Origin of the sequence: Pseudomonas sp. NPDC088444 (assembly GCF_044900175.1) — a bacterium.
In the GTDB taxonomy this organism is placed as follows: Bacteria; Pseudomonadota; Gammaproteobacteria; order Pseudomonadales; family Pseudomonadaceae; genus Aquipseudomonas.
Genome location: NZ_JBJDNK010000004.1, coordinates 1 through 20,081 on the forward strand (window position 1 = coordinate 1; position 20,081 = coordinate 20,081).

The 20,081-nt window shown below is 58.9% G+C and carries 20 protein-coding genes; 5 read left to right on the plus strand and 15 right to left on the minus strand.

The features are described 5' to 3' along the window. Nucleotides 1-366: 50S ribosomal protein L13 (rplM, locus tag ACI2KB_RS09045; RefSeq protein WP_404633592.1), on the minus strand; the 366-nt coding region annotated here is incomplete at its 3' end. A gap of 240 nt (nt 367-606) precedes the next feature. Here rplM and ACI2KB_RS09050 point away from each other — a divergent pair. Continuing rightward, entirely contained in the window at nt 607-1,644 is a 1,038-nt protein-coding gene (locus tag ACI2KB_RS09050; protein WP_404633594.1) for an NADP(H)-dependent aldo-keto reductase, read from the plus strand. Between the two features lie 115 nt (nt 1,645-1,759). Here the strand turns inward: ACI2KB_RS09050 and ACI2KB_RS09055 are convergent, their stop codons facing one another. Continuing rightward, nucleotides 1,760-2,896, minus strand: a complete 1,137-nt coding sequence (locus ACI2KB_RS09055) for an acyl-CoA dehydrogenase family protein (RefSeq protein WP_404633596.1) — start codon at nt 2,894-2,896, stop codon at nt 1,760-1,762. 245 nt (nt 2,897-3,141) lie between these two features. Here ACI2KB_RS09055 and ACI2KB_RS09060 point away from each other — a divergent pair, with 245 nt between their 5' ends. After that, complete coding sequence (locus ACI2KB_RS09060; RefSeq protein ID WP_404634335.1) at nt 3,142-4,038, plus strand: GlxA family transcriptional regulator; 897 nt, start codon at nt 3,142-3,144, stop codon at nt 4,036-4,038. Nucleotides 4,039-4,208: 170 nt separating this feature from the next. Here ACI2KB_RS09060 and zapE read toward each other — a convergent pair whose 3' ends face one another. From zapE to ACI2KB_RS09075, 3 genes are all read right to left on the minus strand, one after another. After that, the gene (gene zapE, locus ACI2KB_RS09065; RefSeq protein WP_404633598.1) at nt 4,209-5,303 is read right to left on the minus strand and encodes a cell division protein ZapE; all 1,095 of its coding nucleotides are present in this window, start codon (nt 5,301-5,303) and stop codon (nt 4,209-4,211) included. 63 nt (nt 5,304-5,366) lie between these two features. Then, complete coding sequence (locus tag ACI2KB_RS09070) at nt 5,367-6,716, minus strand: tryptophan--tRNA ligase (protein WP_404633600.1); 1,350 nt, start codon at nt 6,714-6,716, stop codon at nt 5,367-5,369. A gap of 33 nt (nt 6,717-6,749) precedes the next feature. Continuing rightward, on the minus strand, nt 6,750-7,373 hold the full coding sequence (locus tag ACI2KB_RS09075; RefSeq protein WP_404634336.1) for an alpha/beta hydrolase: 624 nt from the start codon (nt 7,371-7,373) through the stop codon (nt 6,750-6,752). A gap of 145 nt (nt 7,374-7,518) precedes the next feature. On the opposite strand from ACI2KB_RS09075, the gene ACI2KB_RS09080 reads away from it, so the two are divergent. Together ACI2KB_RS09080 and ACI2KB_RS09085 are read left to right on the plus strand one after the other, a co-directional pair. Then, nucleotides 7,519-7,956, plus strand: a complete 438-nt coding sequence (locus tag ACI2KB_RS09080; protein ID WP_404633602.1) for a YhcB family protein — start codon at nt 7,519-7,521, stop codon at nt 7,954-7,956. 158 nt (nt 7,957-8,114) lie between these two features. Further along, nucleotides 8,115-8,300, plus strand: a complete 186-nt coding sequence (locus tag ACI2KB_RS09085) for a hypothetical protein (protein WP_404633604.1) — start codon at nt 8,115-8,117, stop codon at nt 8,298-8,300. Between the two features lie 449 nt (nt 8,301-8,749). Here ACI2KB_RS09085 and cysN read toward each other — a convergent pair whose 3' ends face one another. The 3 genes from cysN to ACI2KB_RS09100 form a co-directional block, all read right to left on the minus strand. Then, nucleotides 8,750-10,648 carry a sulfate adenylyltransferase subunit CysN gene (cysN, locus tag ACI2KB_RS09090; RefSeq protein WP_404633606.1) on the minus strand — a complete coding sequence of 633 codons (1,899 nt, stop codon included), beginning with the start codon at nt 10,646-10,648 and terminating at the stop codon, nt 8,750-8,752. Between the two features lie 9 nt (nt 10,649-10,657). Continuing rightward, complete coding sequence (cysD, locus tag ACI2KB_RS09095) at nt 10,658-11,575, minus strand: sulfate adenylyltransferase subunit CysD (protein WP_062384278.1); 918 nt, start codon at nt 11,573-11,575, stop codon at nt 10,658-10,660. Nucleotides 11,576-11,949: 374 nt separating this feature from the next. Beyond that, on the minus strand, nt 11,950-12,708 hold the full coding sequence (locus ACI2KB_RS09100; protein WP_404633608.1) for a Nif3-like dinuclear metal center hexameric protein: 759 nt from the start codon (nt 12,706-12,708) through the stop codon (nt 11,950-11,952). 101 nt (nt 12,709-12,809) lie between these two features. Here ACI2KB_RS09100 and algW point away from each other — a divergent pair, with 101 nt between their 5' ends. Then, on the plus strand, nt 12,810-13,970 hold the full coding sequence (gene algW, locus ACI2KB_RS09105) for a Do family serine endopeptidase AlgW (RefSeq protein WP_404633610.1): 1,161 nt from the start codon (nt 12,810-12,812) through the stop codon (nt 13,968-13,970). A gap of 172 nt (nt 13,971-14,142) precedes the next feature. Here algW and hisC read toward each other — a convergent pair whose 3' ends face one another. From hisC to ACI2KB_RS09140, 7 genes are all read right to left on the minus strand, one after another. Beyond that, entirely contained in the window at nt 14,143-15,195 is a 1,053-nt protein-coding gene (hisC, locus tag ACI2KB_RS09110; RefSeq protein WP_404633612.1) for a histidinol-phosphate transaminase, read from the minus strand. Between the two features lie 2 nt (nt 15,196-15,197). Next, entirely contained in the window at nt 15,198-16,526 is a 1,329-nt protein-coding gene (gene hisD, locus ACI2KB_RS09115; protein WP_404633614.1) for a histidinol dehydrogenase, read from the minus strand. A 149-nt stretch (nt 16,527-16,675) separates the two neighbouring features. After that, nucleotides 16,676-17,311, minus strand: coding sequence for an ATP phosphoribosyltransferase (gene hisG / locus ACI2KB_RS09120; protein ID WP_404633616.1), 636 nt, complete (start codon nt 17,309-17,311; stop codon nt 16,676-16,678). A 165-nt stretch (nt 17,312-17,476) separates the two neighbouring features. After that, nucleotides 17,477-18,742: a UDP-N-acetylglucosamine 1-carboxyvinyltransferase gene (murA, locus tag ACI2KB_RS09125; protein WP_404633618.1), complete on the minus strand. Its 1,266-nt coding sequence runs from the start codon at nt 18,740-18,742 to the stop codon at nt 17,477-17,479. A 23-nt stretch (nt 18,743-18,765) separates the two neighbouring features. Continuing rightward, nucleotides 18,766-19,005: a BolA family protein gene (locus ACI2KB_RS09130; RefSeq protein ID WP_081565357.1), complete on the minus strand. Its 240-nt coding sequence runs from the start codon at nt 19,003-19,005 to the stop codon at nt 18,766-18,768. Nucleotides 19,006-19,119: 114 nt separating this feature from the next. Next, nucleotides 19,120-19,425: a lipid asymmetry maintenance protein MlaB gene (locus ACI2KB_RS09135; protein WP_404633620.1), complete on the minus strand. Its 306-nt coding sequence runs from the start codon at nt 19,423-19,425 to the stop codon at nt 19,120-19,122. Then, complete coding sequence (locus ACI2KB_RS09140) at nt 19,422-20,078, minus strand: phospholipid-binding protein MlaC (protein ID WP_404633622.1); 657 nt, start codon at nt 20,076-20,078, stop codon at nt 19,422-19,424. Before ACI2KB_RS09140 ends, ACI2KB_RS09135 begins: the two co-directional genes overlap by 4 nt. Nucleotides 20,079-20,081 lie beyond the last annotated feature (3 nt).

A 20,081-nucleotide genomic window follows, 5' to 3' on the forward strand; every position in this document is an offset into this window, starting at 1 on the left:
CAGCTTACGATACATGTCGCGACCCAGCGGGTTCTTAGGCAGCATGCCTTTGACCGCGGTCTCGATCACGCGCTCAGGAGCTTTGGCGATCAGCTTTTCAAAGTTGATCGACTTGATCCCGCCCGGGAAACCGGAGTGAGAGTAGTAGATCTTGTCGGAGGTCTTGGCGCCAGTAACACGGATTTGCTCAGCGTTGATCACGACGATGTAGTCGCCAGTGTCGACGTGCGGAGTATATTCCGGCTTGTGTTTGCCACGCAGACGGCTCGCGATTTCAGTGGCCAAACGACCCAGGGTCTGGCCAGCAGCGTCGACGACGTACCAGTCGCGCTTTACTGTTTCCGGTTTAGCGGTAAAAGTTTTCATTCTTTATAGCCTCAAAGGCCGCCCTGAAAAATAGACGGCGGAGCATACTCGTTAGTACGGTCTTTGACAAGTCAAAGGCCGCCGGGCACGAACGCTATAGGGGGCTCGGGTCAGCGCGTTCGATCGCAGCGGTGTCTTGTATCGCGGGGCATCACTCCCACGACGAAGAGCTGCGGAATTATCCAGATTGCGAAAAAAATTTCAACCTGCTTTTATGGGTCTTTTGATCGGGAGAGCTGTATGGATTACCGCCAACTGGGCAGAACAGACCTCAATGTCAGCGCCATCTGTCTCGGCACCATGACCTGGGGCGAACAGAACACCGAGTCCGAAGCCTTCGCCCAGATCGAACGCGCCAAGGCAGCGGGCATCAATTTCATGGATACCGCCGAGATGTATCCAGTCCCGCCGAAGAAAGACACCTACGCCGCCACCGAAACCATCATTGGCAACTGGTTCAAGAAAAGCGGCGACCGCGCCGACTGGATTCTCGCCAGCAAGATCGCCGGTCCCGGCAACGGCATCGACTATATCCGCGACGCCCAACTGAAATTCAACCGCGATCACATCGTTGCCGCCGTGGACGCCAGCCTCAAGCGCCTGCAAACCGATTACATCGACCTGTATCAACTGCACTGGCCGGAACGCAGCACCAACTTCTTCGGCAAACTGGGTTATACCCACAGTGACGAACAATTCACGCCACTGCTGGAAACCCTTGAAGCGCTGAACGAACAGGTCAAGGCAGGCAAGATTCGCCACGTCGGCCTGTCCAACGAAAGCGCCTGGGGCACGATGAAATACTTGGCCGAATCAGAGACTCACGGCTTGGTGCGCCCGGTGTCGATCCAGAACCCGTACAACCTCCTGAACCGCAGTTTTGAGGTGGGTTTGGCGGAAGTCGCCATTCGCGAACAGTGCGGTCTGTTGGCGTACTCGCCGATGGCGTTCGGGTTGCTGTCAGGCAAATACGCCAACGGCGCTCGCCCACCGAAAGGCCGTCTGAGCCTGTACAGCCGTTTCACCCGCTACTTCAACCCGCAGTCGGAAGCGGCCTGCGCCCGCTATGTGGCACTGGCCCGAGAACACGGCCTGGACCCGGCGCAAATGGCGCTGGCGTTCGTCACCAGCCGCGCGTTCGTGACCAGTAACATCATTGGCGCCACGACGCTTGAGCAACTGGACAGCAACCTGGCCAGCGCTGAGCTGGTGCTGTCCGAGGAAGTGCTGGCGGGGATCGAGGCGATTCACAAGGATCAGCCCAATCCTGCTCCGTAACGCATACCTCTTGTAGGAGTGAGCTTGCTCGCGATTGCGGTGTGTCATTCACCAATGCGGCGTCTGAATTGATGCTATCGCGAGCAAGCTCACGCCTACAGGGTCCATGTTCGGCTCAGAGTGAGCGCGCAATGATCTCCTTCATAATCTCGTTAGTCCCCGCATAAATCCGCTGCACCCGTGCATCCGCCCAGGCCCGTGCAATCGAGTATTCCCACATGAAGCCGTAGCCACCATGCAGTTGCACGCATTCGTCGAGCACCTTGCATTGCAGGTCAGTGGCCCAGTATTTGGCCATCGCCGCCGTCGGCACATCCAGCTTGCCCTCCAGATGCAACTCCAGACAGCGATCGACAAACACCCGTCCGATCTGCACTTCGGTAGCGATCTCCGCCAGCTTGAACCGGGTGTTCTGAAAATCGGCGATCGCCTGCCCAAACGCCTTGCGTTCGCGGGTGTAGTCCAGCGTCCATTGCAACGCAGCTTCAGCCGACGCAATGGCGCCAATGGCAACGGTCAATCGCTCTTGCGGCAATTCCTGCATCAAATAGGCGAAGCCCATGCCCGCCTGCCCCAACAGATTCGCCTTCGGCACACGGACGTCCTGAAAAAACAATTCGGAGGTGTCTTGCGCCTTCATCCCGACCTTTTCCAGACGCTTGCCCTTCTCGAAGCCCGGCGTGCCCGCCTCCACCAGAAACAGACTTGTGCCTTTGGCGCCTGCTTTGGGGTCGGTTTTGGCGACCACGATCACCAGCTCCGCGAGAAAGCCGTTGGTGATGAAGGTTTTCGAGCCATTGATGACGTACTCATCCCCATCCAGCACGGCCGTGGTCTTCACCCCCTGGAGGTCCGAGCCCGCCCCCGGCTCGGTCATGGCAATGGCCGTGACCAATTCACCCGACACCATCTTCGGCAGGTACTTCTGCTTCAGGGCTTCGCTGCCGTAATGCAGGATATAGGGCGCGACGATGTCCGAGTGCAGCGAAAAACCGATACCGGTCAGGCCCAGCCGATAAATCTCTTCGATCACCACCGTGGTGTAGAGGAAGTCCGCCGCCATGCCACCGTAGGCTTCAGGCAGATGCGAACACAACATGCCCTGCTCGCCCGCACGGTTCCACAGCGTGCGATCAACATGCCCCTGCTTTTCCCACGCAGCATGAAAAGGCGCGGCCTCCTGTTCGAGAAACTTGCGAACACTGTCACGGAAAAGCTCGTGTTCCGGGCTGAAAAGAGTTCTTGGGAGCATGGGACACCTTGTCGTGAGGGATCGTCGGACATCGTTGCGAACAGAGCGTATTCCGAGGGATTTAACGACGACACTGGACACATCCGACAAAAAATAAGACGATCACGCCGTTGCTTGACCACTTTCCCTTATAAGAACAACAGATTATGTCTACTCAACACACCGTGCCGTTGCGGCGCGTCAGCATCCTTGCGATCGATGGAATTTTCGCTTCCACCCTGACCCAGGCCAAGGACTTCTTCCATCTGGCCAGCCTGCGCTACGGCAAACAGCTGGGCCACGGCCTAAAAGCCGCCTTTGAAACCCGACTGGTCAGCCCAGATGGCCAGCAGGTGCGCAGTTTCAGTGAAGTCATGTTGCCGGTCGATGGCACGCTGGAAAACGCCGATATCATCATCCTCCCTGCCTTCGTCGATAACTTCGACACCTTGCGCGCCCGCTATCCGCAAATCCTGCCGTGGCTGCGCGAGCAGCACGCCCGAGGCGCCGTGTTGTGCGGCGAAGCCAGCGGCGTGTTCTGGCTGGCGGAAGCAGGCTTGCTCGACGGCAAAGAGGCCACCACCTACTGGCGCTTCTTCAACGACTTCGCTGAACGCTTCCCCAACGTGCTGCTCAATCAGGAAAAGCACCTGACCGACGCTGACAATCTGTATTGCGCAGGCGGGACGATCTCAGCCTGTGACTTGTACATCTACTTGATCGAACGCTTCTGCGGCGCCAACGTGGCGCAGACCGTGGCGCGGGACATTTTGTATGAAGTGCAACGGAGCTACTCGCCAGGCCGTATGGGCTTCGGCGGGCAGAAACTGCACCAGGACGTGATCATTCTGCAGATTCAGCATTGGCTCGAAGAGCACTTCGCTGACAAGTTTCGCTTTGAGGATGTGGCGCGAGAGCACGGCATGAGCATTCGCAACTTCATGCGCCGCTTTCAGACGGCCACGGGGGACAAGCCGCTGCATTACCTGCAACGCTTGCGTATCGAGACCGCCAAAGGACTGCTGTCGGGGTCCCGCAAGAGCATCAAGACCATCAGTTACGAAGTCGGCTACGACGACGCGAGCTTCTTTGCCCGCCTGTTCCGCCAGCACACAGAATTGTCGCCGAACCAGTATCGGCAGCAGTTCCAGCAGGCCGCCTGAAATGAAAAACGCCCCGCTACAATTCGGGGCGTTTTCATTAGCTGCCTGACACTACAGCGATCCTGTGGGAGCCGGCTTGCTGGCGAAAGGTCGAGTCAGCCGACACGATATCGACTGCCAATTCGTCTTCGCCAGCATGCCGGCTCCCACAATGATCAGCGATCAGCGCGTTACGGCTTGTGCGCGCGAGACAGGAACTCGTGGGACTGCATTTCCAGCAACCGGCTCAAGGTGCGCTGGAATTCGAAGTTCAGGCGACCACCGGAATACAGATCCTTCAACTCGACCTCCGCCGAGATGATCAGCTTCACGTTACGGTCGTAGAACTCGTCGACCATGTTGATGAAACGACGGGCGATGTCGTCGGTGGTGACACTCATCTGCTCCACGCCGCTGAGCAGCACAGCGTGGAAAATCTTGCCCAACTCGATGTAGTCGTTCTGGCTACGCGGGCCGTCGCACAGCTCACGGAATTCGAACCACGCCACGTCGTCACAGGTGCGCAACGCCTTGATCGGACGATTCTCGATCATCAGCACGTCGTTTTCGGTGGCCTTGGTGCATTCCGGCGTCAAGGCACGGAAGCTCTGGCGCAGGCTTTCGTGGGCCGCTTCGTTCAGCGGGAAGTGGAACAGCTCGGCTTGCTCCAGATGGCGCAGCCGATAGTCCACGCCGCTGTCGACGTTGACGATGTCGGTGTTCTGTTTGATCAGCGCAATCGCAGGCAGGAAGCGCGCGCGTTGCAGGCCGTCTTTATACAGGCCGTCCGGCACGATGTTCGAGGTGGCGACAAGCGTCACGCCGTTCTTGAACAGCTCTTCCATCAGCGTGCCCAGGATCATGGCGTCGGTGATGTCGGACACGAAGAATTCGTCGAAGCAGATCACTCGGGCTTCCTGAGCGAAGCGCTTGGCGATCGCCTTCAACGGGTCTTTCTCACCTTTGAGGGTCTTCATTTCCTCATGCACGCGCTTCATGAAACGGTGGAAGTGCGTGCGCATCTTGTCTTCGAACGGCAGCGCTTCGAAGAAGGTGTCGACCAGATAGGTCTTGCCACGGCCTACCCCGCCCCAGAAATACAGGCCCTTGACCACCGAGACCTCTTTCTTGCCGAACAGCTTGCCGAACAGGCCTGGCTTGCTCTCATGGGCCGCGATCAGATCGTCGTACAGACGCTGCAGATGACGCACAGCGTTTTCCTGAGCGGCGTCATGGAAGAACTCGGGTTTCTTAAGGTCGTTCTGGTAGCTTTCTAGAGGCGTCATAATTTCGTTAGCGAGGTAACAAAAACGGGCCGCCACTGTAGCGATGGCCCGTTGTAATGGCAATTAATCCTGTTGTGGCGACAAGGCCAGCTTCAGGGCTTCGATAGCAGCGTCACGGGCCGCCGTGTCGGCGAACGCCGGGCTGTCTGCCACACAGGCGCCGCCCAGCCAGACCGTGAATGCCTCGCCTTCCGAACGAATGTCCAGCGCGCCGCCTTGCTGCAACTGTTTGGTCACGGCCCCGGCCGCCTTGCCGTCGGCAAAAGTGCGCGACAACAGCAGTTGCTCACCGTCCGCCGCCAGCAGGCGGAAGCGGAAGCTGCCGTCGTCCTCGCGGAAGCTGACGAAGCGCGCCCCCTTGGCGGCTTTTTTCTTGGTGGCGGCGACGGCTTGTGTGGTCTCGCGGAAGGAGCGCAGCCCCACCGCCTCCCGCAACTCGCCCAAGAACGGCGTGGCGATACGACGAGCTTTTTGCGCACCGGCCAGCAGAATGTCCTCCAGATCGGCCGGACGTTCAATCAGACGATGGTAGTTCTCGCGGGCTTCACCCAATTCGCTGTCCAGCAGTTGGAATAGACGCTGTTTAGCATTGCCCCAGCCCAGGCCTTGCAGAAGGTCCGCGCGGAACTCGTCGCTCTGCGCTTTGGTGGCGAACGCCTGATACAGAGTGAACAGGTGCGAGTTGTCCGGATCTTTCGCTTCGCCCGGCAGACGCGAATCGGTGACGATGCGCGAAATCGCGTCCTTCATCTCCCTGGCGCTGCTGAACAGCGGGATCGTGTTGTCGTAGCTCTTCGACATCTTGCGACCGTCGAGGCCCGGCAGGGTCGCCACGCTCTCCTCGATCAACGCTTCGGGCATGACGAAAAATTCCTTGCCCTGACCGAACAAGTGGTTGAAGCGCTGGCCAATGTCACGGGCCATTTCGACGTGCTGAATCTGGTCACGACCGACCGGCACTTGGTGAGCGTTGAACATCAGAATGTCCGCCGCCATCAGCACCGGGTAGCTGAACAGGCCCATGGTCACGCCCGCATCCGGGTCTTCACCGGCTTCGACGTTCTTGTCCACCGACGCCTTGTAGGCATGGGCGCGATTGAGCAGGCCCTTGCCCGCAACGCAAGTCAGCAGCCAGGTCAGCTCAGGAATTTCCGGGATGTCAGACTGGCGATAGAAAGTGACGCGGTCTACGTCCAGACCGGCAGCCAGCCAGGTCGCGGCGATTTCCAGACGCGAACGCTGAATGCGCAACGGGTCATCGCACTTGATCAGCGCATGATAGTCGGCCAGGAAGTAGAACGAATCGGCGTCGCTCTGGCGGCTGGCGACGATGGCCGGGCGAATGGCACCGGCATAGTTGCCCAAATGGGGCGTACCGGTGGTGGTGATACCGGTCAGGATACGAGTGGTCATGGCGGGTCGCTTATTCTGGGTACGGCGATCGATTCAAAGGCGCGGCACGACCAGATCCTTGAGATCGGTCAGCTTGCCGTGAAAAAAGTGTCCGCATTCTGCCACTTTCAGCAGCTCATGGGGGCGCGAGAGTGCGTCAGACCAGGCATATACCCGTTGTGGGTCCACCACTTCGTCGGTTTCTGGCTGGATCAGGGTCAGCGGGCCGTTTTGTGGCAGTGCGCTCGGGTCTGCGATGCGCATCACTGCCGGTGCAACCATGAACAGGTGACTCAGGGTTTCGCCCTTGGCTTCAAGACGTCCGCCGAGTGTCGCAGCCACGAAACCACCGAATGAGAAGCCGAACAGCGTCATCGGCAGATCCGGGTGTTTGTCACGCAGCCAGGCAGCCGCCGCTTCGGCATCATCGACCTCGCCCTGCCCCATGTCCGAACTGCCCGCACTTTCACCAACGCCCCGGTAATTGAAACGCAACGTGATGTATCCTGCGTCCCGCGCGGTACGTTGCAGGGTCGAGATGACTTTATTGAGCATCGTGCCGCCCTGAACCGGGTTAGGATGGCAGATCAGCGCCAGGCCCTTGGCCCCTTCCAGGTCAAGGTACAGGGCTTCGAGTTGGCCCACCGGGCCGTCGATGAATACAGGGGTTTCACGCATGAGCAAGAATGAACTCCGTGACCTTCAATTGGGTCGACTCGTCTAGCTGATTGTCTGTGGCTGGCATGTCGGCGACGCGTCGCCGCTATACAGCGCAGGTTCGAGCCGTTAACGTAAAGCAAAGCCGTTTATAGAGGAAGGACTCGTGGATTACTCGCTCTTAGTTTGGTTGCTGCCGACTATTGCCCTGGTTGCCGGTGTCGCCATCGGTTTCTTCGTGGCACGTGCGCTGCCCAATGCCGCGCCTAACAGCACTCAGCGCCAGCTGGATGACGTTCAGGAGCGTTTCGACAGATATCAGAACGAGGTGGTCACTCACTTCAACAGCACGGCTAATCTGGTCCAGAAGCTGACTCAGAGCTATCAGGAAGTCCAGGAACATCTGGCCGAAAGCGCCAATCGCCTGGCCACCGACGAACTCACCCGCCAACGCCTGCTGGCCGCTTTGCATCCGGATTCGGTGCAGACCCCACGCGACCGCCTGACCCCACCGCGCACCGCCGCCGAGCCGCCGCGGGACTACGCGCCAAAAGCGCCGAACACGCCGGGTATGCTGGATGAGCATTACGGGTTGAAGAAGTAACTCCCGAGCGCATCAAAGAAAGCCCGCCCCTGAGGTGATCAGGGGCGGGCTTTTTTGTGTGTTTCGACTTTACAGAAACATCCTACGGGTCTATCAGACGCCGCCATCTACGCGCCAGTAAAGCGACCTAATAGGATCTCCAAAAAACTGGAGCCACCATGAAAACGATCACTGCCCTGCTTTGCTGCTTGCCCCTGATAGGCTGCGTCTCTGCCGATTGCGTGAAAGACTGCTATATCGTCGAGCTCAGAAAGTACGATCTGGATCTTGATTACAAGTGTTCGACCGGATCTGTCGATCCAAGATGTGAAGGGCGCGAGGCCACGATGAAAATCGGCTACTGACCCACCTATGAAATACTTCCTTGCTGCCCCTACCGTCAGAACCGCCGCCCTGTGTATCGCACTGAGTGGATGCGTATCCGCAGATTGCGTCGAAAACTGCTACATCACCGAACAACAGGCATACGAATCGCGGTGGGAGCAACTGTGCGAGAAGCACACGTTTGATCAGCGTTGTGAGGGACGCTCGCCATTGCCGGTTTTGTGAGCTTTGGATTCTGGCCGCAGGCAGGGATCAACGGATGCATCTGCGACATCACTAAAATCTGACCTGACGCGGGACTATTGTGGGAGCGAATTCATTCGCGATGCGGTGGTACATCCGACAGACATGTGTTGGATGTACCGGCCAATCGCGAATAAATTCGCCCATAGAGAAATGTGTTGCTGCGGGGCCGGCACCAACAAGAAACCCGCCATTGCTGGCGGGTTTCTTGTACATCAAACATCGCTTAGATCGCGCCGCGCGCTCGCAGCAGGTCCAGCACTTGTTTGACGCTGTCTTCAACGTTCAACGACTGGGTGTCGATCACCAGATCGGCGTCCAGCGGCACGTCGTACGGGAAAGACTCACCGGGGATGTTGTCCTTGCCAGCCGCGTACAGGCCCTGAGGATCGCGTTCCCGGCACGCTTGCGGCGATGCCTGAACGTAAACGGTGATCAGGCGATCATCGCCGATCAGCGCCTTGGCGTTCGAGCGACCCGCCGCATCCGGCGCAACGAAGGCGGCCAGGGTCAGCAGGCCTGCTTCGTTGAACTGACGCGCCACATGCGCGGCACGACGCCAGTTTTCGGTACGCCCTGCACGATCCTGTGGCAGACCTTTGTTCAGGTCGTGACGCAGGTTCTGGCCATCGAGGACAAACACCGCACGGCCCATGTCGAACAGCTTGCGCTCGACGGCATACGCCAGGGTGCTCTTGCCCGCGCCCGACAAGCCGCTGAACAGCACAGTGGCGGGCTTCTGGCCGAAACGCTGAGCGCGCTCTTCAACCGATACGTGGGCCAGCGCGCCGTGATGGGTGTCATGGCCCGCCGCAACCGGTTTGGCGATGATCATGCCCGCCGCGACGGTGCCGTTGGTCAAACGGTCAATGACGATGAACGCGCCAGTGGTGCGGTTGGTGTCGTAACCATCCAGCGCAATCGGTGCGTCGAGGCTGACCTTCACGCGGCCGATTTCGTTCAGTTGCAGCGCGCTGGCTGGGCCTTCTTCCAGAGTGTTCACATCGACCCGGTGGGTGATGCTGGCAATCGAGCCTGGCACATAGGACGTAGCGCGTTTGATGTCGTACTTCTTGCCCGGCAGCATCGGCTCTTCGGCCATCCACACCAGCATGGCATCGAACGCATCTGCCACTTGCGGCACGTTGTCGGCATGAACCAAAAGGTCGCCACGGGAGATATCGATTTCGTCTTCCATGGTCAGGGTCACGGCCTGACCGGGGCCTGCGTGCTCCAGCTCACCTTCGAAGGTGACGATGGACTTCACGCGACTGCCCTTGCCTGATGGCAGCACCACGACTTCGTCACCCTTGCGCACGATGCCGCTGGCCAGCGTACCGGCGAAGCCACGGAAGTTCAGGTTCGGACGGTTGACGTATTGCACAGGGAAGCGCAGGTCGTCGAGGTTGCGGTCGTTGGAAATCTCGACGGTTTCGAGGATTTCCATCAGCGACTTGCCGGTGTACCACGGCGAACGCTCGCTCTTGTTCACCACGTTGTCGCCCTTGAGCGCCGACATCGGAACAAATTCCATGGTCGTCGGCTTCAGGGAAATACGCTCGGCGAACTTCAGATAATCCGCTTTGATCTGCTCGAAAGTGGTTTCGTCGAAGCCATTGAGGTCCATCTTGTTGATGGCGACCACGATGTGCTTGATGCCCAGCAGCGAGGCGATGTAGCTGTGGCGGCGGGTCTGGGTCTGCACGCCATAACGGGCGTCGACCAGAATGATCGCAAGGTCACAGGTGGAAGCACCGGTGGCCATGTTGCGGGTGTACTGCTCATGGCCGGGGGTATCGGCGATGATGAATTTGCGTTTGGCCGTCGAGAAATATCGGTAGGCCACATCGATGGTGATGCCCTGCTCGCGCTCGGCTTGCAGACCATCCACCAGCAGCGCCAGGTCGACGTCATCGCCCGTGGTACCGGACTTCTTGGAGTCGCGAGTGATGGCTTCCAGGTGATCTTCGTAGATCATTTTGGAATCGTGCAGCAAGCGGCCGATCAACGTACTCTTGCCGTCGTCGACGTTGCCACAGGTCAGAAAGCGCAGCATCTCTTTACGCTCGTGCTGGCCCAGATAGGCGAGGATGTCCTCGCTGATCAAATCAGATTGATGCGACATGACAACCCCTTAGAAATAACCTTGACGTTTTTTATCTTCCATCGAGCCCGCCCCATCGTGGTCGATGACTCGGCCTTGGCGCTCGGAAGTTCGCGTCAGGAGCATTTCCTGAATGATGTCCGTCAGGGTTTCGGCCTCCGACTCGACAGCGCCCGTCAACGGGTAGCAGCCCAGGGTACGGAAACGTACTTTCTTCTTGACGATGCGCGCCTTTTCCTCGTCGGTGAGGTGTTCGAGGATGCGGTCGTCATCGATCATGATCAGCGTGCCGTTCTTCTCGATGACTTCGCGTTCGGCGGCGAAATACAGCGGGACGATCGGGATGCCTTCAAGGTAGATGTACTGCCAGATGTCCAGCTCGGTCCAGTTGGAGAGTGGGAATACGCGGATCGACTCGCCTTTGTTGACGTTGCCGTTGTACACGTTCCACAACTCGGGACGCTGGTTCTTCGGGTCCCAACGGTGTTTGCTGTCGCGGAAGGAGTAGACGCGTTCTTTAGCGCGGGATTTCTCTTCGTCGCGGCGAGCACCACCGAAAGCGGCGTCGAAACCGTGCTTGTCCAGCGCCTGTTTCAGGCCCTGGGTTTTCATGATGTCGGTGTGCTTGGAGCTGCCGTGGGTGAACGGGTTGATGTCCTGCGCCACGCCTTCCGGGTTGATGTGGGTGATCAGCTCAAGGCCCATCTCCTCGACCATCTTGTCGCGGAAGCGGTACATCTCCTGGAATTTCCAACGCGTGTCGACGTGCATCACCGGGAAAGGCAGCTTGCCCGGAAAGAACGCCTTGCGCGCCAGGTGCAGCATCACGGCGGAGTCCTTGCCGATCGAGTACAGCATCACCGGGTTATCGAACTCGGCGGCGACCTCACGGATGATGTGGATGCTTTCCGCCTCCAGCTGTTTCAGATGCGTCAGTTTGTCGACCATGGTTACTCACGGGATAACGTACTTTTATGGAGAGCCTGCGGGCTCTATCGAGCGAGGCACTTTATCATGGGGCCTGATTCTAATCAGTGGAGCTTATAGATCGAAAGGATATAACCATATAGCTCAGGATTTGGACGAATGAAGGTCACCTCTGTTCCACGGGAAATTCCATGTTGACTGGTCAACTGCATTCGCCACCAAGGCGGCTCCCACAGAATCAGCGCCGATCATAAATGCGATACTCGACGCGCATCGCTGTGGGAGCCGGCTTGCTGGCGAAGGCGTCAGTTCAGGTACCGATGTGTTGAATGACAAAACGCTTTCACCAGCAAGCCGGCTCCCACAGAGGGGATCGGCGGTTGCGGGCGGCAATTTCAAATCGGATTCGGGCAATCAATGAACAAATGTTCCAACGCAAAGCGCCTCGCCAGGTAATCACCCAGCGCCTGCACGCCATAGCGCTCAGTCGCGTGATGCCCGGCGGCAATGAAGCTGATGTCATTTTCCCGCGCGCTGTGGAAGGTCTGCTCCGACGCCTCACCGCTCAAGTACAGATCGACGCCCGCCAATACGGCCTGATCGATATAACCCTGTCCACCTCCGGTGCACCAGCCCACGCGGCGAATCATTCCACTGCCCTCTATCAGTAGCGGTTCACGCCCCAGCGCGCTCTGCACCCGATGGGCGAAGTCTCGCGGCGTCATGGGTTCCGACAGCGAGCCAACCAGCCCCACCACCCGCGGGTTCTCGGGATCGAGCGGGCCTTCGACGGTAATGTCCAGTTGCCGTGCCAGTTGCACGTTATTGCCCACCTCCGGATGCAGGTCCAAGGGCAGATGGTAGGCGAGCAAGCTGATGTCGTGCTTGAGCAACGTCTTCAGGCGGCGCTGTTTCATGCCAGTAATGCGCGCGTCTTCGCCCTTCCAGAAATAGCCGTGATGCACCAGGATCAAATCGGCGTCCGCATCGACCGCCGCATCCAGTAACGCCTGACTGGCCGTGACGCCGGAGATGATCCGACTGACGTGCGGGCGCCCTTCGACCTGAAGGCCATTGGGGCAGTAATCCTGAACCCGCGCGCTGCCCAGATAGCGGTCCGCCTCCTCGACGAGAGTGTTCAGAGAAACAGCCATAAAAGTCTCCTAAATAGGCATTTCAGACCGTGCCGGTCCTCGTATAATGCCCGCCATTATGGCGCAGGTACGCTGCGTTTTTCCTTTCAGGACCTTGTTCAATGTTCAAAGCGCTGCGTTTTCTCGGCTGGCCGTTGCTCGCTGGTGTGCTTATCGCTTTATTGATTATTCAGCGCTATCCACAGTGGGTCGGCCTGCCCAGCCAGGACGTCAACCTGCAACAAGCCCCGCAAACCGCCTTCATTCAACCGGGGCCGGTGTCCTATGCCGACGCGGTGAGCAGCGCCGCGCCTGCGGTAGCCAACCTGTACACGACCAAGATGGTCAACAACAAGCCCAATCACCCGTTATTCGAAGACCCGCAGTTCCGCCGCTTCTTCGGTGACAACCTGCCCAAACAGCGGCGCATGGAATCCAGCCTCGGCTCGGCGGTGATCATGAGCCCCGAAGGCTATCTGCTGACCAACAACCACGTCACCTCGGGTGCTGACCAGATCGTCGTGGCGTTGAAGGATGGCCGCGAAACCATCGCCCGAGTGATCGGCAGCGATCCGGAAACCGACCTGGCCGTGTTGAAGATCGACCTGAAAAACCTGCCCTCCATTACCCTTGGCAGCTCCGACAGCATTCGCATCGGTGACGTCGCACTGGCGATCGGTAACCCATTCGGCGTGGGTCAGACGGTCACCATGGGCATCATCAGCGCCACAGGCCGTAATCAACTGGGCCTGAACACCTATGAGGACTTCATCCAGACCGACGCCGCGATCAACCCCGGCAACTCGGGCGGCGCGCTGGTAGATGCTAACGGCAACCTGACCGGGATCAACACGGCGATTTTCTCCAAATCCGGCGGCTCGCAAGGCATCGGTTTTGCGATCCCGACCAAACTGGCGCTGGAGGTGATGAAGTCGATCATCGAGCACGGCCAGGTGATTCGTGGCTGGCTGGGGATCGAGGTTCAGCCTCTGACGCAAGAACTGGCCGAATCCTTTGGCCTGAAAGACCGTCCTGGCATCGTGGTGGCCGGCATTTTCCGCGACGGGCCTGCGCAGAAGGCCGGTCTTCAATTGGGTGACGTGATCCTGAGTATCAATGGCGAGCCTGCGGGCGATGGGCGTAAATCGATGAATCAGGTGGCGCGCACCAAGCCGTCGGAGAAGATCGCGATTCAGGTCATGCGCAATGGCAAGGAATTGAAGCTGATGGCGGAGGTGGGACTGCGTCCGCCGCAGACGCCGCAGCCTGCGGCAGAGGATTGAGCCTCTCGACAAACCTGTGGGAGCCGGCTTGCTGGCGAAGCCGTCAATTCAGTCACAGACGTTTTGGACGACACACCGCTTTCGCCACCAAGGCGGCTCCCACAAGGTGCGCCAGTATTTCTTCCATAAAAAACCGCCGAATTCGGCGGTTTTTTATGGAAGGCGGAAAGACTTACAACTCGCCCAACGCCTCCACCAGCGCCTGATTTTGCTCCGGCGTGCCGATGGTGATGCGCAGGAATTGCGCAATGCGCTCCTGCCTGAAGTGACGCACGATCACGCCCTGCTCGCGCACCTTGGCTGCCAGACCCGCTGCGTCGTGTTTCGGGTGACGAGCGAAGATGAAGTTGGCCGCCGACGGCAGCACTTCAAAACCTTTGCCTTCCAGTTGCTCGACCAGCTTTTCACGGCTGTCGATGACCAGATTGCAAGTCTTCTCGAAATATTCGCGATCGTCGAACGCCGCCGCTGCACCGACGATGGCCATGCGGTCCAGCGGGTACGAGTTGAAGCTGTTCTTGACCCGTTCCAGCGCCTCGATCAGATCCGGATGACCGACGGCCAACCCGACACGCAGCCCCGCCAGCGAACGGGACTTGGACAGGGTCTGTGTGACCAGCAGGTTCGGGTAACGCCCCACCAGCGCAATCGCGCTTTCGCCACCGAAATCGATGTAAGCCTCATCGACGATCACCACCGACTCAGGGTTGGCTTGAAGAATCTGCTCGACCGCCTCGAGTGCCAGCAGGCAGCCCGTCGGTGCATTGGGGTTCGGGAAGATGATCCCGCCGTTTGGACGGTTGTAATCCTCAACGCGAATCTGGAACTGCGCGTCCAGCGGAACGGCTTCGTACTCGACGCCATACAGGCCGCAATAGACCGGATAGAAGCTGTAGCTGATGTCCGGGAACAGCAGCGGTTTTTCCCGCAGGAAAAACGCGTGATACGCGTGGGCCAGCACCTCATCGGAACCATTACCCAGAAAAACATGGCTGGTCTCGACGCCGTAGTAGCGCGCGACGGCCTGCTTCAGCAGGTCGCTGTTCGGATCCGGGTACAGACGCAGATTGTCGTTGACCTCGGCGCGCATAGCTTCGATGGCTTTCGGCGACGGGCCATAAGGGTTTTCGTTGGTGTTCAGCTTGACCAGTTTGGTCAGCTTCGGTTGTTCGCCCGGCACGTAAGGCACGAGATCACGGACAAACGGACTCCAGAACTTGCTCATGCTCACTGGCCTTCTTGTGGGTTATCAACGATTCGGTATTCAGCGCTGCGGGCGTGGGCGGTCAACGATTCACCACGAGCCAGTACCGATGCAGTCTTGCCCAGCTCCGATGCACCTTGCTCCGAGCAGAAGATGATCGAGGAACGCTTCTGGAAGTCATACACGCCCAGTGGCGAGGAGAAACGCGCCGTGCCGGAGGTCGGCAAGACGTGGTTCGGGCCTGCGCAGTAGTCGCCCAGCGCCTCAGAGGTGTGACGGCCCATGAAGATCGCGCCTGCGTGGCGAATCTGCGGCAACCAAGCTTGCGGATCTGCCACGGACAGCTCCAGGTGTTCAGGCGCAATACGATTGGCCACTTCGATGGCCTGGCTCATGTCGGCGACCTTGATCAACGCACCACGGCCATTGATCGAGGTGTTGATGATTTCAGCGCGCTCCATGGTCGGCATCAGTTTGGCGATGCTGGTGGCCACCTGATCGAGAAACTCGGCATTCGGGCTGACCAGAATCGCCTGAGCGTCCTCATCGTGCTCAGCCTGGGAAAACAGGTCCATGGCAATCCAGTCCGGGTCCGTCTGACCATCACACACCACCAGAATTTCCGAAGGACCTGCGATCATGTCGATGCCGACCTGACCGAACACGTGACGCTTGGCAGTGGCGACATAGATGTTGCCCGGACCCACAACTTTATCGACTTGCGGAACGCTTTCAGTGCCATAAGCCAACGCCGCAACCGCCTGAGCGCCACCGATGGTGAACACGCGGTCGACACCGGCGATGCAGGCCGCCGCCAGCACCAGTTCGTTGACCTCGCCACGCGGGGTCGGCACGACCATCACCACCTCGCCAACGCCTGCCACTTTGGCCGGGATGGCGTTCATGAGCACCGAAGACGGATAAGACGCCTTGCCGCCCGGCACGTACAGACCTGCGCGATCCAGCGGCGTGACCTTCTGACCCAGCACCGTGCCGTCAGCTTCGGTGTAGCTCCAGGAATCCTGCTTCTGCCGCTCATGGTAACTGCGCACACGCTCAGCGGCTTTTTCCAGCGCCTGACGCTGAACAGGTGTGATGCGAGTCAACGCCAGTTCCAGACGCTCGCGCGGCAGAATCAAGTCGGCCATCGACTTGGCATCCAGCCCGTCGAAGCGTTGGGTGTACTCCACCACGGCCGCATCACCACGTTCGCGTACGTTCTTGATGATGTCGAGCACACGCTGGTTGACCGAATCGTCGGACACACTTTCCCAGCTCAGCAGATGAGCCAGATGTCGAGCGAAATCCGGATCAGCAGCGTCGAGTCGGCGAATGGTGTTGGAAGTGGTCATAGCGTGAGCCTCTATAAATGGCGTTTTCTCAGGAGCCTGAATGCGAAGGCAGGAGCCTAAGCTACCAAGCCATCCGCGCAGGCACCTGAGAAATTTGGCTATGACACGGATAGCTGGGCGCCATTTCAGGTTGAAATGGCGCGAAACAGTCAGCCGCGGTGTCGCGACTCCACCGCGGTGCGCAGGGTGTCAATCAGCGACTGAATACGGGCGTGCTGCATTTTCATCGATGCCTTATTCACCACCAGACGCGAACTGATGGTTGCAATCAGTTCCTGAGGTTCAAGACCGTTGGCACGCAGCGTGTTGCCGGTGTCGACGACGTCGATGATCTTGTCGGCCAACCCCACCAAGGGTGCCAGCTCCATGGAACCGTACAGCTTGATGATATCGACCTGACGACCTTGCTCGGCGTAGTAACGCTTGGCCACGTTGACGAACTTGGTTGCCACGCGCAGTCGGCCCTTTGGCTCGGCTGCACCGACGGCACCCGCCGTCATCAACTTGCATTTGGCAATTTGCAGATCCAGCGGCTCGTAAAGGCCCTGACCGCCGTACTCCATCAGCACATCCTTGCCTGCAACGCCCAAATCAGCTGCGCCATGCTCGACATAGGTCGGCACATCGGTCGCCCGGACGATCAGCAGGCGCACGTCATCCTGGGTCGTCGGGATGATCAGCTTGCGGCTCTTGTCCGGATTCTCGGTCGGCACGATGCCCGCAGCAGCGAGAAGCGGCAGGGTGTCGTCAAGGATTCGGCCCTTGGACAGTGCGATGGTCAACATGGGAAACGTCAGTCCTTATCAGCAGGCGCATGCCGGGTCGCAAACGGCGCCCGGTAACCTTCGAGCCGATGAAACCTGGCTCGAAGTGAAACGATTCAAAAGGTCAAACTTTCATTGCGTCACCTCGCGACCCACTGTGGGCAGGCCGCGAAGCGCCAGAGGCTGTTAGCCCGGAACGCGACGAATCTTCGCGCCGAGCATTTGCAGCTTCTCTTCGATGCACTCGTAACCACGGTCGATGTGGTAGATGCGGTCGATCAGCGTATCGCCCTGGGCCACCAGCGCCGACAGCACCAGACTGGCCGAAGCGCGCAGGTCGGTTGCCATGACGGGTGCGCCTTTGAGCTTCTCGCAGCCGGTCACGATGGCAGTGTTGCCCTCGACCTGAATCTGCGCGCCCATACGATGCATTTCGTAGACGTGCATGAAGCGGTTTTCGAAAATCGTTTCGATGATCGCGCCCGTGCCTTCGGCGATGGCGTTCAGCGAAATGAACTGTGCCTGCATGTCGGTCGGGAACGCCGGGTACGGAGCGGTACGCAGGTTTACGGCCTTTGGACGCTTGCCGTGCATGTTCAGCTCGATCCAGTCTTCACCCGTGGTGATTTCTGCACCGGCTTCACGCAGCTTTTCGAGAACGGCTTCCAGGATGGTCGGATCGGTGTCCTTGACCTTGACGCGGCCACCGGTCACGGCAGCAGCGACCAGGTAGGTGCCGGTCTCGATACGGTCAGGCATGACGCGATAGGTCGCCTTGCCAAGACGCTCGACGCCTTCGATGGTGATGGTGTCGGTGCCCGCACCGGATACTTTGCCGCCCATGGCATTGATGAAGTTAGCCAGATCGACGACTTCCGGCTCGCGCGCGGCGTTCTGCAGGACGCTGCGGCCTTTGGCCAGAGCGGCAGCCATCATGATGTTTTCTGTACCGGTCACGCTCACGGTATCGAAGAAGAAGTGAGCACCACGCAGACCGCCTTCCGGCGCCTTGGCCTTGATGTAACCGCCTTCGACTTCAATGATCGCGCCCATGGCTTCAAGGCCACGGATGTGCAGATCGACCGGACGCGAGCCGATGGCGCAACCGCCTGGCAGTGCGACTTCAGCCTCGCCGAAACGCGCCACCATCGGACCCAGTACCAGAATCGACGCACGCATGGTTTTCACCAGTTCGTACGGGGCGACCAGGGTCTTGATGGTGCGCGGGTCGATTTCAACGCTGAGCTTTTCGTCGATGATAGGTTCGATACCCATGCGACCGAACAGCTCGATCATGGTGGTGATGTCGTGCAGGTGCGGCAAGTTGGCGACGGTCACAGGACCGTCAGCCAGCAACGTGGCTGCGAGAATCGGCAGGGCAGAGTTTTTCGCCCCGGAGATGCGGATTTCGCCATCAAGACGACTGCCGCCAGTAATAATCAGTTTGTCCATTGGGATCTCGACGCCAATTTGGCTCAGGTGCGCTCGGCCCAAGCCGCGCGGCTGAAAAATTTCATGGTGACCGCGTGGATGCTGCCATCAGCGATCCAAGGGTTCAAATGCGTGTAGATCTGCTGCTGGCGCTTGACTGGACTCAGTGTAGCCAGTTCGTCGCTGATCACGTTCAGCTGGAAGTTGCAGCCTTCGCCTTCAACTTCGACCTGGACCTCTGGCAGCTTACCTTCAAGGAAGCTTTTAACTTCTACGGCCTGCATGCTTAACCTCAATCGGCGCCCTACGCGCGCGGGTCGGCCATCATACAAAAAAGCCCTCTCGTTGCGAACCCTGCTTTGCAGGAGACGGACGAGGGGCTTGATCGATGACAGCAATCAATGTTGTTCGAACAGTTCGGTGACGCCCGATACCTGTGCGATTTCTTTCATGTCTTCGGGCAATGCGCGAACGCTCACCGATTTACCGGCCGCCGTGGCATCGCGCATGAACGCCAGCAGCAGAGCCAGCCCAACGCTGCTGGACTTCACGACCGCCGAGCAATCCAGCACAAGAGAAGGCGAATCGCTGGATTTGATCAGCTCAGCCCCCTGTTTACGCAACTCAGGCCCCGTTCGGTAATCGAGCACACCGAACAGTTTCAGCTCGCCGCCACCTACCGCCGTGACACATGCCTCATTCATTTGACGACCTTGTCAGGCGAGTTTTCGGTCTCTTGCTTGGCCTTGGCGACCTCACCGGCCCAACCATCGATGGTCTTGTCCAGGTTGTTGCCATTGCGCTGCATGGCGTCGGCGAACTGATCGCGGAACAGCTTGCCAATGTTGATGCCATTGATGATCACGTTACGCACTTTCCAGTCGTCGTTGATCTTCACAAGGGTGTACGACACAGGGTAAACCGCGCCGTTATTGCCCTTGACGGACATGTCGACAGAGGCGCGGTCAGAGCCATCATCACGGGCCGAACCCACGGTGATGCCCTGGTTGTTGTACTCCAGCAACGCATTGCCATAGAACTGGATCAGGCTGCGCTTGAAGTTTTCCTGAAACCGTTGCATCTGCGCCGGGGTGGCGTTGCGCGAATACTTGACGGTCATGATGCTCTTGGAAATACCGTCGGCATCGATCACGGGGCCGACAATGCCATTGAGCGCATCGTAGAACGCCTGCGGATTGGTTTTGTACGTTTCCTTGTTGGCTGCCAGGTCCGCCAGCAATTGCTTGGTGGTGTTGTCCACCAGGTCATGCGCGGACGACATGGTGGCCGCCGCATTGGCGAACAGAGGCAGAGCAGCCAGCAGCACCAGAAGGCCACGGCGCAGAATCGAGATCATGAA

What these genes read in the sequence shown, in the direction of transcription:
- ACI2KB_RS09050 (WP_404633594.1), top strand. Translation starts at nt 607, where the DNA reads ATGGATTACCGCCAACTGGGCAGAACAGACCTCAATGTCAGCGCCATC.
- ACI2KB_RS09055 (WP_404633596.1), bottom strand. Translation starts at nt 2,896, where the DNA reads ATGCTCCCAAGAACTCTTTTCAGCCCGGAACACGAGCTTTTCCGTGAC.
- zapE (WP_404633598.1), bottom strand. Translation starts at nt 5,303, where the DNA reads ATGACGCCTCTAGAAAGCTACCAGAACGACCTTAAGAAACCCGAGTTC.
- ACI2KB_RS09070 (WP_404633600.1), bottom strand. Translation starts at nt 6,716, where the DNA reads ATGACCACTCGTATCCTGACCGGTATCACCACCACCGGTACGCCCCAT.
- ACI2KB_RS09075 (WP_404634336.1), bottom strand. Translation starts at nt 7,373, where the DNA reads ATGCGTGAAACCCCTGTATTCATCGACGGCCCGGTGGGCCAACTCGAA.
- ACI2KB_RS09085 (WP_404633604.1), top strand. Translation starts at nt 8,115, where the DNA reads ATGAAAACGATCACTGCCCTGCTTTGCTGCTTGCCCCTGATAGGCTGC.
- cysN (WP_404633606.1), bottom strand. Translation starts at nt 10,648, where the DNA reads ATGTCGCATCAATCTGATTTGATCAGCGAGGACATCCTCGCCTATCTG.
- cysD (WP_062384278.1), bottom strand. Translation starts at nt 11,575, where the DNA reads ATGGTCGACAAACTGACGCATCTGAAACAGCTGGAGGCGGAAAGCATC.
- ACI2KB_RS09100 (WP_404633608.1), bottom strand. Translation starts at nt 12,708, where the DNA reads ATGGCTGTTTCTCTGAACACTCTCGTCGAGGAGGCGGACCGCTATCTG.
- algW (WP_404633610.1), top strand. Translation starts at nt 12,810, where the DNA reads ATGTTCAAAGCGCTGCGTTTTCTCGGCTGGCCGTTGCTCGCTGGTGTG.
- hisC (WP_404633612.1), bottom strand. Translation starts at nt 15,195, where the DNA reads ATGAGCAAGTTCTGGAGTCCGTTTGTCCGTGATCTCGTGCCTTACGTG.
- hisD (WP_404633614.1), bottom strand. Translation starts at nt 16,526, where the DNA reads ATGACCACTTCCAACACCATTCGCCGACTCGACGCTGCTGATCCGGAT.
- hisG (WP_404633616.1), bottom strand. Translation starts at nt 17,311, where the DNA reads ATGTTGACCATCGCACTGTCCAAGGGCCGAATCCTTGACGACACCCTG.
- murA (WP_404633618.1), bottom strand. Translation starts at nt 18,742, where the DNA reads ATGGACAAACTGATTATTACTGGCGGCAGTCGTCTTGATGGCGAAATC.
- ACI2KB_RS09130 (WP_081565357.1), bottom strand. Translation starts at nt 19,005, where the DNA reads ATGCAGGCCGTAGAAGTTAAAAGCTTCCTTGAAGGTAAGCTGCCAGAG.
- ACI2KB_RS09135 (WP_404633620.1), bottom strand. Translation starts at nt 19,425, where the DNA reads ATGAATGAGGCATGTGTCACGGCGGTAGGTGGCGGCGAGCTGAAACTG.
- ACI2KB_RS09140 (WP_404633622.1), bottom strand. Translation starts at nt 20,078, where the DNA reads ATGATCTCGATTCTGCGCCGTGGCCTTCTGGTGCTGCTGGCTGCTCTG.